Below are 14,258 nucleotides of genomic sequence, written 5' to 3' on the forward strand. Positions count from 1 at the left end.
AGAAATACTAATTTAACAAATCAGTTTATAAAATAAGTGTAGATTATTGTATTGATCTTTAGTGGAATTAGGAGGTATGGTCAGGAGCCATATGGTATGTGATTGATATGTTTATCGGAGCATTGATTATTGCTGCTATCTTACATTTCACAAAAACGACAGCGGTGGAAACAGAAAAATCAAAAGCAATTGAAGTTGATTAAAGCTTGGATAATTATTTATGCTACACCACTAATAATTGTGGTGTAGTAATTTGACATAAAAAATTTAAATTTTAAATTACATCATTTTGATAAACCGTTTTACCGCCAACAATAGTTGTTAACACGTTAACGTTTTGGATATCATTAGCTGGTATGGTAAATGGGTTGCGATCTAAAATAATTAAATCAGCAAATTTACCTTTTTCAATTGAACCAATATATTCATCTTGATTTAATACATATGCAGCATTGATAGTAGCACTACGCAATACTTCAGTAATGGTTAAATTACGATCGCTGTCTAATCGTGGATGATCAGCATCAATTTGTCGAGTCATAGCAATTTGGAAATCATACCATTCGTTTAAAGGATCAATTGGCCAATCGCTACCAAATGCACAGTTTACACCAGCATCAATGTATTGCCCGTGCGCTTCTAATCCATTATAACGTTCTGGACCAAATAGAGTTTGATACTGCTCAACCATTGCTGAACTACAACCAGCCCACTGGAAAGAAAATACTACGCAAGCATTTAATTGTTTATATCTAGCAAACTGGTGTGTTGCGCTTAGTTCGTTATGTGCAGTGCTTGGACGGATATCTGCATCAGGTAAGGCTTTTCGCATTTTTTCAATAGCGTCAAGTACTACTTCAATTGCCCCTTCACCAACAGTATGCATATGTGGATGAAAACCTGCTTTTGCGGATTCAAGTATTAATGCATCTAACATTTCAGTGGAATAATAAAGATCACCGTAACGATCTTTTTCGTTTTCTAACTGATATGGTTTAAGTAATCGTGCCGTCATCAAAGGTGCTTGCATTACGCCATCTACAAATAACTTAGTATGTGATATTTTAATGCCTGGTTTAGGTTGCCAGTTTTTATCATCATAACGAGCGGCAAACTGTTTTACTTTCTCAATGACATTTGGAATATCGGCGATTGATGATACATCATCAGGTGGCAATTCCCGAGCTCCGAACAGGCGGATAGAAAGCCCATCTTGTTGCTGTAGTCTTAAAAAGGCATCGGCTTGAGTTTCAGTAATTCGAGCATCCATAACAGCAGTAACGCCTTGTTTATTTAATTCTGCTTGCGATAATTTAGCAATATTAAGTGCTTGTTCATCAGTTAATTTAGAAATACTATCAAAAGCACGCATGGCTGGAGCATCTTCTAATATACCATTTAATTCACCTTCATCAGTACGACCAATTTTACCATCCGATGGTTCCGGAGTGTCTCTATCTAAACCAAATTTTTCTAATGCTATGCTGTTAGCAACCAAAGTATGACAATCATTTGAAAACAAAATAACAGGGCGTTTTGTATTGAGTTTATCAAGATCAAAACGAGTAATATCTGTACCAATTGGCAAGACTTCTTGGCGTAACCAACCACGGACTTGCAACCAATTAGCGTTATGATTGGGATGATCTTTATCTAAATAGTCTTGAATAATAGCTAAAGTCTCATTAATAGTTAAACTTTGGTAATTTAAATTACATGATGATAATTGCATGCCACCCCAAAAGGTGTGTAAATGTGAGTCAATAATGCCTGGCATCATTGTCTTGCCTTGCAAATCATAAATTATTGTATGATTATCAACATAGTGACTGTTATTTATTTCTTGCGTGGAGCCTGTTGCAATAATATAGCCATTTTCAATTGCGATAGCGTCACACACGCTGTCTTGCTTATCTGCGGTGTAAATATAGCCATTAATATAAATAACATCAGCTTTAGCCATTATGTAGAATTCCTTAAATAAAGATCGAAATGAAAGGCTCACGATAACAGATTTATAAAAAATTTGTCAAACGCAATAATTTTCTTTATTGTGTGAGCAGATTATGCTACAAATAGCTATTTAGTTACAGCGTCACAAGGTGAACGGATGAAATATCAACAGTTAGAAAACCTTGAATGCGGTTGGAAATGGAATTACCTAGTTAAAAGGCACTTAGAAGGCGAGTTAATTACACGCTATATTGAAAAAAGTGCTGCGCAACATGCGGTCAATGAGTTATTGTTGTTGGAACATAACCCAACTGGTGTTGTTGATTGGATAAAACAGCATTTAAATCCTGACTTAGATAATCGCCTGAAGCAAACTATTCGGGCAAGGCGAAAGCGTCATTTTAATGCAGAACAACAAAATACTCGAAAAAAATCCATTGATTTGGAATTTTTAGTTTGGCAACGATTGGCTAATTTAGCTAAACGCCGTGGATGCACGTTGTCACAAACCATTACTCAACTAATTGAAGATGCAGAGCAGAAAGAACAATATGCAACGAAAGTATCAACAATTAAAGATGATTTACTGTCACTCCTAGATGTAAATATTGATAGTAAATAATACAAACAACAGAATAGAAAGGTTTAATTATGGGAAAATCCCTTGTTATTGTGGAATCACCAGCCAAAGCAAAAACGATCAATAAATATCTTGGCAAAGATTTCGTGGTTAAATCAAGTGTAGGTCATATTCGCGATCTACCTGTAAGTGGTAGCAGCCAACGAGCTGAAAAATCAATAAAAGACAAAAAAGATAAAGTTGAGAAAAAAGTTAAACGTTCAGAAAAACAAGTATTGGTTGATCGCATGAGCGTCGATCCATATAACGGTTGGAAAGCGCATTACGAAATTCTACCAGGTAAAGAAAGAGTAGTATCTGAACTGAAAAAACTGGCTAAAGATGCTGACATGATCTATCTTGCAACCGATTTGGATAGAGAAGGAGAAGCCATTGCATGGCATCTTAAAGACGTGATAGGTGGTGAAGATAGCAAATATCGTCGTGTTGTTTTTAACGAAATTACCAAAACGGCGATCAAAAATGCTTTTAATGAACCATCGATGCTTGATATGGATCGGGTTAACGCCCAGCAAGCACGTCGATTTATGGATCGGGTAGTTGGCTTTATGCTATCGCCATTACTTTGGAAAAAGGTTGCTAGGGGCTTATCAGCTGGACGTGTACAATCTGTTGCTGTACGCCTTGTTGTTGAGCGTGAACGCGAAATTCATGCTTTCATTCCTGAAGAATACTGGGATCTGTTTGCTGATTTGAGCACGGCTAAAAATGAGCCATTAAGTTTACAAGTTACTCATTATAAAAACGATGCATTCGAACCTAAAGATAAAGTTGCCATTGATATTGCGCTAGCTGAACTTAATAAAAACCAATATCAAGTAACTAATATTGAACAAAAGCCAACTAAAAGTAATCCAACAGCACCTTTTATTACCTCAACTTTACAGCAAGCAGCAAGTACTCGTCTTGGTTTTGGTGTTAAAAAAACCATGATGTTGGCTCAAAGATTATATGAAGCAGGTTACATTACCTATATGCGTACTGACTCGACCAATTTAAGTCAGGATGCGCTAGCGATGGTACGTGATTATATTGGTAAAAATTTTGGCGATAAATATCTACCAAAATCGGCTAATGTATACAGTAGTAAAAAGAACTCGCAAGAAGCGCATGAAGCGATTCGCCCATCAGATGTTACTATCTTAGCTGATAATCTTAGTGATGTTGAAGCTGATGCCGCTAAATTATACCAACTAATTTGGCGCCAATTTGTAGCTTGCCAAATGACATCGGCTGAATATAACTCAACAACAATTACGGTTAATTCAGGTGATTTTACTTTAAAAGCCAAAGGTCGGACATTGCGTTTTGATGGTTGGACTAAAGTGCAGCCACAGCTAGCCAAAAATAATGAAGATAAAATATTACCATCACTATCGATAAACGATAAGCTTGATTTAATTAACTTAAATCCAAATCAACATTTTACCAAACCACCAGCAAGATATAACGAAGCATCTCTTGTTAAAGAGCTTGAAAAGCGAGAAATTGGGCGACCATCGACTTATGCAACCATTATTTCGACAATTCAAGATCGTGGTTATGTGCGTTTAGATAATCGTCGGTTTTATGCTGAAAAAATTGGTGAAATTGTTACCGATAGACTTAGTGAAAACTTTAATGATCTAATGAGTTATGATTTTACAGCACGTATGGAACATGCTCTGGATGAGATTGCTCATAAAAAACAAGAATGGCGTGAAGTGCTTGATCAGTTTTTTAGTGACTTTAGTCAGCATCTTGAGGTTGCTGAACAAGCACCAGATAAAGGTGGAATGCAGCTTAATCCATTGGTGCTAACACCTGAAATTAAATGTCCAAATTGTGGGCGTGAAATGGGTATTAAAACTGCCGGTACCGGTGTATTTTTAGCTTGTTCAGGCTATGCGTTGCCACCTAAGGAGCGTTGTAAACAGACCATTAACTTAATTCCTGAGCACGAAACATTAAATATTCTAGAAGAAGCTGAAACAGCAGAAACTGATGCTTTAAGAGCCCGTAAACGCTGTCCAAAATGTCACACGGCTATGGATAGTTATCTACTTGATAATGAACGAAAACTGCATATCTGTGGCAATAACCCGATTTGTGATGGTTTTATTGTCGAAAAAGGTAACTTTAAGGTTAAAAGTTATGAAGGACCAATTATTGAATGCGAAAAATGTGGTTCAGAAATGCATTTAAAATCGGGGCGATTTGGCCTATATATGGGCTGTACTAATCCTGATTGTAAAAATACGCGTAAGATCTTAAAAAATGGTGATGTTGCACCACCAAAAGAAGACCCAGTTGATCTGCCAGAACTAAAATGCACCAAGTCAGATGCACATTTTGTATTACGTGACGGTGCTGCGGGTATCTTTTTGGCGGCGCATAATTTTCCAAAATCAAGAGAAACACGCGCACCTTTGATAGAAGAGTTACAACGTTTTAAAGAACGCTTGCCCGAAAAATTCATTTATTTGACCGAAGCACCAAATAAAGATCCTAATGGTAATCCATCAATTGTTCGTTTTAGCCGTAAAAATAAACAACAATATGTTACTTCTGAAGTTAATGGAAAATCGACAGGTTGGGTGATGCAATATGTAGATGGCAAATGGATCAATAGCAAAAAATAGGTAGACACGTTTGAATTTTGTTAAAAACTTTCAGGAAAGCATGTGGTTAAGTATAAAATAATTATTCTTTTGTGCTAGGCTGTGAAATTACTTACCTTAGCAATTCTTCCTTTTGGAGTTTTATAGAAAGGAAGAAGAGCATACAGTTAGAGGAGCGTTTGAGTGTTATGAAATTGCAACAATTACGCTATATTGTTGAGGTCGCAAATAACGACCTCAATGTATCGCTAACATCCGAAAAACTGTATACCTCTCAACCCGGTATAAGCAAACAAATAAAATTATTAGAAGACGAGCTCGGCGTTCAGATATTTACTCGAGTGGGTAAACACCTTTCTCAAATCACACCGGTTGGTGAAAAAATCATTGCTTTTGCCCGAGAGATCCTCAATAAGTCCAATGATATTAAGATTATCGCCAAAGAGTTTAGTCAACCAAATCAAGGCTCATTAACAATTACCACTACCTATACTCAAGCTCGTTATACATTGCCAGTTGTGATTCAACAGTTTATGCAGCAATATCCAAGTATTACATTGCATATGGAGCAAGGATCATCCCCTCAATGTATTTTACAAACTCAAGAAGGTCTGGCTGAATTTGCTATTGTGACCGATATCTCACAGCTTAGCGATGATATGATAGCCTTACCTTGTTATCACTGGAACCAAGCTGTGATTGTGATGAAAGATCATCCGCTTGCCAAAAGTAAATTAATTTCTATTGAAGAGCTTTCAAAATATCCGTTAGTTAGTTATGATTTTTCTAATGATGGTTCAGATTTAAATCAAGCTTTCTTGCGTGCTAACCAATCACCTAATATTGTTTTTAGCACAACGGATGCCGAGTTAATTAAAACTTATGTTAAATTAGGTGTCGGCGTTGGTATTGTGGCAAAAATGGCGGTGATCAATACTTCAGATGACGATTTAGTTGTACTTAATGCTGGACATATTTTTCCTTACAGCACGACCTATATCGTTTTTCCTCGCTCATTATATTTACGCAGTTATATGTATGATTTTATCAGTCAGTTTTCGCCTCATTTGAATCGACAAGCTGTAGACAAACTTATGTTATGTGAAAACAATTCCGAAGTATTAACGATGTTTAACGGGGTTAAATTACCGGTTTACTAATTTATTCTATCTTTTTTTATGAGAATAAAAAATTGAAACAAAGTGCGACATAACTCGCACTTTGGATGGGTTATAACTATTTATGTCTTGCTTTTAAAATACCAATGACATCTTGTAAAGACAGATTCTGGTCTTGGAGTAAAACTAATAAATGATAAATTAAATCGGCAGATTCATTTTTTAGTTCCTCGCTGTCATGAACTGTTGCTGCAAGGGCTGTTTCAACGCCTTCTTCTCCCACTTTTTGAGCTATGCGTTTAGTGCCGTCATGATACAGTTTTGCGGTATATGATGATTTAGGATCGGCATTTTTACGCCCTGCAATTATCTGTTCTAATTCAAATAAAAATCCCCATTGAGTTTTAGTCGAAGCAAAACAACTTGTTGAGCCGGTATGGCAAGTTGGGCCAACTGGATCAACTAAAATCAATAACGTATCATTATCACAATCCGTTGAAATACTCACAACATTAAGAAAATTGCCAGAAGTTTCACCCTTTGTCCAAAGGCGCTGTTTGGTTCGTGAATAAAAAGTGACTTTGCCGCTATTTTGTGTTTGTGCTAACGCTTCTTGATTCATATAGCCAAGCATTAACACATCGCCCGAAACATAATGCTGAATAATGACCGGCATTAAATTATCCACTTTTTGCCAATCCAGTTGTTGTAAATCTAATTGGGTATTGCAATTTTGCGTTAACATAATCGAATATTTACTCCATGCTGTGCCAAATATTGTTTAAGTTCACCAATATTAATAATTTGTTTATGAAAAACTGAGGCAGCTAATGCTCCATCAACTTGTGCTTCATTAAATGCCTGTAAAAAATGCTCAATAGTACCAGCACCGCCTGAAGCAATTAGTGGCACGTTGCATACTTCTCGAACGGCGTTTAGTTGAATAATATCATATCCATTACGAACACCGTCTTGGTTCATCATATTAAGAACAATTTCACCTGCACCACGTTTTTGTACCTCCTGTACCCAGTCGAGAGTGTTCCATTTTGTGGCAACGGTACGTTTTTCGTCACCAGTAAATTGATAAACATGATAATTGTTTGACTGTTTGTCATACCAGCTATCAATGCCAACTACAATGCACTGTACTCCGTAACGATCTGCAAGCCGTGTAATTAAACTAGGATCAGCAAGGGCAGGGGAATTAATCGAAATTTTATCAGCTCCAAAGGTTAATATTTGACCTGCATCTTCAACCGTTTTAATACCACCAGCAACACAAAAAGGGATATCAATCACTTCGGCAATTTTTGCGATCCAACTTTTATCGACAACACGGCCATCTGACGAAGCGGTGATATCATAAAAAACGAGCTCATCTGCGCCTTCTTCTGCATATCTTTTTGCTAAGGGGACTATGTCTCCAATAATTTCATGATTACGAAATTGTACACCTTTAACCACTTGTCCATCGCGAACATCTAAACAGGGAATTATTCTTTTGGCCAACATGAAATTGCCTCCTGAACTGTAAATTTTTCTTCAAGTAAAGCACGGCCAACAATGACACCTTTAACACCACTGTCTTTCAGTGCTTTGACATCACTCAATTGACCAATTCCGCCAGACGCTTGAAAAGCAATCTGTGGGTATTTACGACTAATTTCCTGATACAACTTAACGTTTGAGCCACTGAGTGTGCCATCTTTGGAAATATCTGTACACAATACATGCCTTAAGCCATAAGGAAGGTAATCATCAATCACTTGTTCTAGTGTCTGACAGGAATCTTCTTGCCATCCATGAATAGCGACATATTTATTTCCTTGGTTGTCAATGCGGACATCAAGAGCCAATACTAGCCTTTCTGCACCATATTTTGAAAACCACTGTTTGACCAATTCGGGTTGCTTAATAGCTGTCGAACCAATTACTATGCGAGCAGCGCCGGCAGATAGCAATGATTGTATATCTTTTTCAGTACGAATTCCTCCACCAACTTGAATTGGTATTTGCACACCATTAATCAGATTTTGTATTAGTAAAATTTGGCGTTTTTGGGGATCTTTCGCACCTGTTAAATCAACAAGATGTAACAGTTTAGCACCTTGTTTTTCATAATCCTGTAAGCGTAAAAGTGGATCGTTGCCATAATCACGTTTTTGCTTATAATCACCTTGATGTAATCGCACAACGGAACCATCGATTAAATCAAGTGCAGGAATGATTATTGGAAAAGCTGTCATAGTTACATCTCCAAAAAGTTTTTTAGCAATTTTGCACCGGCTAAGCCAGAACGCTCGGGATGAAATTGCACGCCGTAAAAGTTTTCTTTTTGTACGGCTGCGGTAAAGCTTTCGCCGTAATTGGTTTCTGCTATTGTTGCTGAGCATAATGGCATCGCGTATCCATGTACAAAGTAAAAATAAGCATCATCAGGAATATCTCGAAATAGATGATGACCGGCTTTAGGTGAAACCTGATTCCACCCCATATGTGGTAAAGGTAAACCACAATTAGGAATTTCTCTAACTTTTTCGTGAATAATTCCCAATGTGTTAACATGTCCTTCGGTACTATAATCGGCTAAAAGTTGCATACCAAGGCAGATCCCTAATACAGGTTGAGTACAGACTTTGATAAGTTCAACTAAATGACGCTCTTTTAATTTTTCCATTGCTGAACTTGCGGATCCTACTCCAGGTAAAAACAACTTATCTGAGCTGAGCACGATATCAGAGTCAAGGCTAATTATTGGATCATAACCTAATCGTTGCACGGCATATTTGACCGAAGATAGATTAGCACAGCCAGTATCGAGGATGACAATCTTCATTTATAGCACTCCTTTTGAGCTTGGTAATCGGTCACTTTCAATTTTGATGGCTTGTTTTAATGTTCTAGCAAAAGCTTTAAATAAACTTTCTACTTTATGATGATCATTATCGCCATCTGTTTCAATATGCAATGTAATAGCCATAGCATAACTTATTGAGTAAAAGAAATGTTCTACCATTTGCGTGCTCATATCGCCAACTTTAGGGTGAGTAAACTCTGATTTAAATTTTAGATAAGGGCGTCCTGAAATATCTATTGCACATTTGGCCAAACACTCGTCCATAGGGATAACAGAGGCATAACGGGTAATACCACGTTTATCACCGAGTGCTATTTTTAGTGCCTTTCCTAAAGCTAGTCCAGTATCTTCTATGGTATGATGATCATCAATATGTAAATCACCATCAACTTGGATATTGAGTTTAATTCCACCATGAGTCGCAATTTGATCGAGCATATGATCAAAAAAACCAATTCCAGTATTAATTTGACTGCCACCTTGGCGATCAAGCCACACTTCAACAAGTATTTTAGTTTCTTTGGTATTGCGTTCAACTTTTGCATAACGATCTTTAGTGGTTAATCGTTGGGCGATTTCGTCCCAATTTAAATTTTCAGGATGATATCGTAATCCTTGGATTTGCATGTTTTCAGCCAATTGAATATCTGTGACCCTGTCACCAATAACATAACTGTTTTGTTTATCTAATTTACCACTAGTAAGATATGGCAAAACTAATTGGATTTTCGGCTTACGACACTCACAATTATCTTCTGGAAAGTGTGGGCAAATTAAGACATCCTCAAAATTAACACCTTGCGATTTAAAAATCTGCATCATCAAATTGTGTGGACCATCAAAATCAGCCTGTGGATAGCTACTAGTCCCGAGCCCATCTTGATTGGTGACCATCACTAAATGGTATCCCGCAGTTTGTAGCTTGAGTAGGGCTGGGATCACATTAGGTTCAAAAGCCAATTTTTTAAACTGATCAACCTGAAAATCAACTGGAGGTTCAGTAATTAGTGTGCCATCTCGATCAATAAATAAGTACTTTTGTAACATTTTTGCTCCTATTTAATTGTTTTGAGCGCAGAAATGACTGCCTCGCATTCGGCTTGGGTTCCAACGGTAATACGAATAATATTTTGTTGCCCAATAGATCTACTTTGATCTCGTAAAATAATCCCTTGGTGCCATAAAATATTAAATACATCTTTATCATGTTGAAATTTAACACACAAATAGTTGGAATAACTTGGATAAACTTTTTCGACAATTGGCAATTGTCGAAGTAAATTGGCAAATTTTTCCTTTTGATTATTTAAATTTACCACATGTAGCTTCATGGTATTCACACCATCTATACTCAATGCTTGAGCTGCAATATCAGCAACAGGGGTTGCTAGAGGGTATGGTGCAATAACCTTCTGTAAGGCTTCGATCACAGGTTCATTAGCAATGGTGAAACCGCAACGTAATCCAGCCAAAGCAAAGGCTTTGGATAATGTTCGTAAAATCACCAAGTGAGGATAGTCATTAAGCCAACTAACAACACTAGATTCAGGCGAAAACTCAATATAAGCCTCGTCAATAATGACCAAAGCACGATCTTTGGCAATATTAAGTAAAGCTTTGATATCATCAGAATCGATTAAATTACCGGTCGGATTATTTGGTGAACAGACATAAATTAGTTTTACAGTATCAATATTTTGTTTTATACCCTCAAGATCAAGCTGCCAATCAGAAGTGGTTGGCACAGTTTTGGTTTTAATACCTAATGTCTCAGCACTTACTTGGTACATACCATAAGTTGGTGGACAGTACAAAATGCTGTCTTTTTCAGGCTCACAAAATGCACGCATTAAAAGCTCAATGGCCTCATCAGCTCCTCGGCTAACAAGCACTTGTTCAGTTTTAACCCCTGCATATTGTGCATAACGCTGAATTACTTTTTCAGGCTGTGGTTCTGGATAACGGTTTAAGGTTTGATCGGTCAAGTCAAAATGTGGAGCAACGGGATACTCGTTTGCATTTAGCCACACATCGCCTTGACCACCAATTCGCCGAGCAGATTGATAAGGTGTTAATTGCTGAACATTTTTTCGAACTAATTTATTGATATCCATTTTAGCCACCTATTTTTGATTTGTTGAATTTAATACCGATAGACGAAGACTAACTGCTTGTTTATGAGCGGTTAGTTGTTCAGCCTCTGCCATAAGCTCAACGGCATTACCTATTGCTTTTAATCCTTCTGGTGTTAATTTTTGCACCGTCATACGTTTTTGAAAATCAGCAAGCCCAAGACTAGAATATGTGGCTGTATAACCATAAGTTGGTAATACATGATTGGTTCCTGATGCATAATCACCTGCTGACTCCGGTGACCAATCACCCAAGAAGATCGAGCCAGCACTAGTAATTTGCTCAACTAATTCATCGGCATTACGGGTTTGAATAATTAAATGCTCAGGACCATAACAATTACTAATTGCCACACACTCATCCAAATCTTTCGTGACAATCAAACGGCTTTCTTGCAGTGCCTTTTCAGCAATACCTTGGCGAGAAAGCTCGGCTAACTGTTTATCCACTTCTTGCGAAACAGCCTGAGCAATAGCTTCATCAGGTGTTAATAACACCACTTGCGAATCAGGACCATGCTCCGCTTGTGATAAAAGATCGGCGGCAATAAAAGCAGGATTTGCCGAACTATCCGCAATCACGAGCACTTCAGACGGACCTGCTGGCATATCAATTGCAGCGCCATCAAGTCGCTGGCTAACTTGTCGTTTAGCCTCGGTAACATAGGCATTGCCTGGACCAAAGATCTTATCAACTTTAGGAACCGACTCGGTACCTAGTGCCATTGCACCAATGGCTTGTGCACCGCCTAATTGATAAACCTCGCTAACACCACATAATTGTGCCGCATATAAAATTTCGTCAGCAATGGGCGGTGGTGAACATAAAATAACTTGACGACAACCGGCAATTTTAGCAGGTGTTGCAAGCATTAACACCGTAGACAATAAAGGGGCAGAACCGCCTGGAATATAAAGCCCAACCGAATCAATAGGACGAGTAACTAACTGACATTTTACGCCTGCCATTGTTTCAACCGTAATAGGTTGATAGGCTTGCGCTTGGTGGAATTTTTCAATGTTGGCAACCGCTAATTGCATGGCTTGTTTTAATTCAGGATTAACACGATTTGCGGCGGTTTTTATTTCTTCTTGTGTAAGCTTTATTTGCTCAATTTGGACTTTATCAAATTTGCGACTTAAAACCTTTAAAGCCTCATCGCCGTGCTGTTTTACTTGTGCCAAAATATCGGCTACAGCCTTGCTAATTGAATCCGAAGCATTAATTGCTGGGCGAGTAAGTAGTTTCCTGCGTTGATCGTCAGCACATTGTTGCCAATAAGAGAGTTTCATATTATTACTCCATCATTTTTTCAATTGGTAATACAAGAATTGAACTTGCGCCTAATGTTTTTAATTTTTCCATGGTTTCCCAAAAAAGAGATTCACTACTCACCATATGTAGCGCAACACGATTTTGCTCGCCTGTTAACGGTAAAATGGTTGGATTTTCGGCACCCGGCAATAGCGCAACAATATCATCTAACACCTCAGTAGGGGCGTGGAGCATAATATATTTGGATTCACGAGCTTGAATAACGCCTTGAATGCGTGTCATGATTTTATCAATTAACGCCTGTTTTATTGGTGACATTTCGCCTTGACGTTGAATTAAGCAGGCTTTTGATTTATAGATAACTTCGATCTCTTTTAGTCCATTGGCCTCAAGCGTTGCACCACTCGAAACCAAATCACAAATTACATCGGCAAGCCCAGCTCGAGGGGCAACTTCGACCGAACCATTCAGCAAACAGGTTTTAAAGTTAACATTATATTGAGCAAGATAACGGCGGAGCAGGTGAGGGTAAGTGGTGGCAATGCGCAAATCATTTAAACATTCTGGTCCTGTATACTCAAAATCACGAGGTGCTGCGATCGACAACCGACAGCCACCAAAATCTAAACTGCGCAATTTTTTAAATTGTGGATCTTCGCCTTCGGCCTGCCTATCTAATACTTCCTCTTCTAAAACATTTTCGCCGACAATCCCAATATCGACAACGCCATCAATAACCAGGCCGGGGATATCGTCGTCACGAACACGCAAGATATCAATGGGCATATTTTCAGCAAAAGCGATCAAACGCTGTTCTTGAAGATTAATTTTAATACCACATTGGGCAAGTAACTTTTTTGATTCGTCACTTAATCGACCTGACTTTTGCATAGCAATGCGTAAACGCGAATTATCCAACATATCTTTCTCCAAAGTTATCTAAAAATTTATAAACTACAAACAAAAAACCCTCGGAAGTTTGATCTTCCGAGGGTTTCTGCTTGCTTTTGCGACATCACCGGAAGACCAAAGTCTTCCAGCACCAATTGCCCGAAGACTATTCAGGAATGATGGTGATGATGATGTGTACTAATAGCATTAGTAATAAAAACGCAAAAACAATTCATAAAAATAAAAAACCTTTAACTGAGTTGATAATTAAAGCTACTGAACAAAATATAACAGAATTTATTTGCTCGCAACTTTTTTTTGTTTTTTATGTAAAAAATCTTTATACAAAAAATAGTCAACAAGTTTAGGTGTAAATTTTTAAAATAGCGTTATTTAATCACTTTTGACTGATGACTAACTTTATAACGGCAATAGAGCTCAGGTTTGTCTAAAAAATGTGGTAAGTTTTGGTCTGTAAATTCACTTTTTATAAAATAACACCCATCGCCTGTGATTTTATAAAATTCGATGATTTCTTTAAACGACATGACCATGTTTTCGAACGAGGTGAATTGATTTGAATTCATATAAATCATAATAAAATGAAGTTGGCATGATTTTAGGCGTAGAACTATTTCCATTTTAATCATCAAAACGCAAAACACTCTAGCTCAGTGTAGAAATAAAAAATCAAATAAAATCAATGGTCTATCGGAGAAATTTTATGTGTTCAAAAAACACTTATTTCACCAACAAAAAACTAACCTTATCAATATTTTACACTTCTT

Annotated in this window: 13 protein-coding genes and 1 other annotated feature; of the genes, 3 read left to right on the plus strand and 10 right to left on the minus strand. The window is 37.4% G+C overall.

The window, feature by feature from the left end:
- Nucleotides 1-274: 274 nt before the first annotated feature.
- Nucleotides 275-1,963 carry an amidohydrolase gene (locus A9G31_RS01250; protein ID WP_034913028.1) on the minus strand — a complete coding sequence of 563 codons (1,689 nt, stop codon included), beginning with the start codon at nt 1,961-1,963 and terminating at the stop codon, nt 275-277.
- Nucleotides 1,964-2,110: 147 nt separating this feature from the next.
- On the opposite strand from A9G31_RS01250, the gene matP reads away from it, so the two are divergent.
- The 3 genes from matP to cysB all read left to right on the plus strand — a co-directional run bounded on the left by matP (nt 2,111) and on the right by cysB (nt 6,353).
- Entirely contained in the window at nt 2,111-2,575 is a 465-nt protein-coding gene (gene matP / locus A9G31_RS01255) for a macrodomain Ter protein MatP (RefSeq protein WP_034913031.1), read from the plus strand.
- Between the two features lie 29 nt (nt 2,576-2,604).
- On the plus strand, nt 2,605-5,214 hold the full coding sequence (gene topA, locus A9G31_RS01260; protein ID WP_034913033.1) for a type I DNA topoisomerase: 2,610 nt from the start codon (nt 2,605-2,607) through the stop codon (nt 5,212-5,214).
- 167 nt (nt 5,215-5,381) lie between these two features.
- A complete protein-coding gene (cysB, locus tag A9G31_RS01265) occupies nt 5,382-6,353 on the plus strand; it encodes an HTH-type transcriptional regulator CysB (RefSeq protein ID WP_065560082.1) in 972 nt (323 codons plus the stop codon).
- A 76-nt stretch (nt 6,354-6,429) separates the two neighbouring features.
- Here cysB and hisIE read toward each other — a convergent pair whose 3' ends face one another.
- The 9 genes from hisIE to A9G31_RS01310 all read right to left on the minus strand — a co-directional run bounded on the left by hisIE (nt 6,430) and on the right by A9G31_RS01310 (nt 14,057).
- A complete protein-coding gene (hisIE, locus tag A9G31_RS01270; RefSeq protein WP_065560083.1) occupies nt 6,430-7,056 on the minus strand; it encodes a bifunctional phosphoribosyl-AMP cyclohydrolase/phosphoribosyl-ATP diphosphatase HisIE in 627 nt (208 codons plus the stop codon).
- On the minus strand, nt 7,050-7,826 hold the full coding sequence (gene hisF, locus A9G31_RS01275) for an imidazole glycerol phosphate synthase subunit HisF (RefSeq protein ID WP_065560084.1): 777 nt from the start codon (nt 7,824-7,826) through the stop codon (nt 7,050-7,052). The genes hisIE and hisF overlap by 7 nt, the downstream gene beginning before the upstream one ends.
- The gene (gene hisA / locus A9G31_RS01280) at nt 7,808-8,545 is read right to left on the minus strand and encodes a 1-(5-phosphoribosyl)-5-[(5-phosphoribosylamino)methylideneamino]imidazole-4-carboxamide isomerase (RefSeq protein ID WP_065560112.1); all 738 of its coding nucleotides are present in this window, start codon (nt 8,543-8,545) and stop codon (nt 7,808-7,810) included. Before hisA ends, hisF begins: the two co-directional genes overlap by 19 nt.
- A 17-nt stretch (nt 8,546-8,562) precedes the next feature.
- Nucleotides 8,563-9,150 (minus strand): imidazole glycerol phosphate synthase subunit HisH, encoded by a 588-nt coding sequence (gene hisH, locus A9G31_RS01285; protein ID WP_065560085.1) that lies wholly within the window; start codon nt 9,148-9,150, stop codon nt 8,563-8,565.
- A complete protein-coding gene (hisB, locus tag A9G31_RS01290; protein WP_065560086.1) occupies nt 9,151-10,218 on the minus strand; it encodes a bifunctional histidinol-phosphatase/imidazoleglycerol-phosphate dehydratase HisB in 1,068 nt (355 codons plus the stop codon).
- 8 nt (nt 10,219-10,226) lie between these two features.
- Entirely contained in the window at nt 10,227-11,285 is a 1,059-nt protein-coding gene (gene hisC, locus A9G31_RS01295; RefSeq protein ID WP_065560087.1) for a histidinol-phosphate transaminase, read from the minus strand.
- A 9-nt stretch (nt 11,286-11,294) separates the two neighbouring features.
- On the minus strand, nt 11,295-12,596 hold the full coding sequence (hisD, locus tag A9G31_RS01300) for a histidinol dehydrogenase (RefSeq protein WP_065560088.1): 1,302 nt from the start codon (nt 12,594-12,596) through the stop codon (nt 11,295-11,297).
- 4 nt (nt 12,597-12,600) lie between these two features.
- Nucleotides 12,601-13,500 carry an ATP phosphoribosyltransferase gene (hisG, locus tag A9G31_RS01305; protein WP_034913062.1) on the minus strand — a complete coding sequence of 300 codons (900 nt, stop codon included), beginning with the start codon at nt 13,498-13,500 and terminating at the stop codon, nt 12,601-12,603.
- A 38-nt stretch (nt 13,501-13,538) separates the two neighbouring features.
- Nucleotides 13,539-13,659: a sequence feature (His leader region), on the minus strand.
- A gap of 200 nt (nt 13,660-13,859) precedes the next feature.
- The gene (locus A9G31_RS01310) at nt 13,860-14,057 is read right to left on the minus strand and encodes an Lrp/AsnC ligand binding domain-containing protein (protein WP_176700330.1); all 198 of its coding nucleotides are present in this window, start codon (nt 14,055-14,057) and stop codon (nt 13,860-13,862) included.
- Nucleotides 14,058-14,258: the final 201 nt, after the last annotated feature.

This window comes from Gilliamella sp. Gris1-4 (assembly GCF_001690335.1).
GTDB lineage: Bacteria > Pseudomonadota > Gammaproteobacteria > Enterobacterales > Orbaceae > Gilliamella > Gilliamella apicola_P.

Bases quoted from the DNA above. Each gene is read 5' to 3' on its own strand.
- A9G31_RS01250 (WP_034913028.1), bottom strand. From the start codon at position 1,963: ATGGCTAAAGCTGATGTTATTTATATTAATGGCTATATTTACACCGCA.
- matP (WP_034913031.1), top strand. From the start codon at position 2,111: ATGAAATATCAACAGTTAGAAAACCTTGAATGCGGTTGGAAATGGAAT.
- topA (WP_034913033.1), top strand. From the start codon at position 2,605: ATGGGAAAATCCCTTGTTATTGTGGAATCACCAGCCAAAGCAAAAACG.
- cysB (WP_065560082.1), top strand. From the start codon at position 5,382: ATGAAATTGCAACAATTACGCTATATTGTTGAGGTCGCAAATAACGAC.
- hisIE (WP_065560083.1), bottom strand. From the start codon at position 7,056: ATGTTAACGCAAAATTGCAATACCCAATTAGATTTACAACAACTGGAT.
- hisF (WP_065560084.1), bottom strand. From the start codon at position 7,826: ATGTTGGCCAAAAGAATAATTCCCTGTTTAGATGTTCGCGATGGACAA.
- hisH (WP_065560085.1), bottom strand. From the start codon at position 9,150: ATGAAGATTGTCATCCTCGATACTGGCTGTGCTAATCTATCTTCGGTC.
- hisB (WP_065560086.1), bottom strand. From the start codon at position 10,218: ATGTTACAAAAGTACTTATTTATTGATCGAGATGGCACACTAATTACT.
- hisC (WP_065560087.1), bottom strand. From the start codon at position 11,285: ATGGATATCAATAAATTAGTTCGAAAAAATGTTCAGCAATTAACACCT.
- hisD (WP_065560088.1), bottom strand. From the start codon at position 12,596: ATGAAACTCTCTTATTGGCAACAATGTGCTGACGATCAACGCAGGAAA.
- hisG (WP_034913062.1), bottom strand. From the start codon at position 13,500: ATGTTGGATAATTCGCGTTTACGCATTGCTATGCAAAAGTCAGGTCGA.
- A9G31_RS01310 (WP_176700330.1), bottom strand. From the start codon at position 14,057: ATGAATTCAAATCAATTCACCTCGTTCGAAAACATGGTCATGTCGTTT.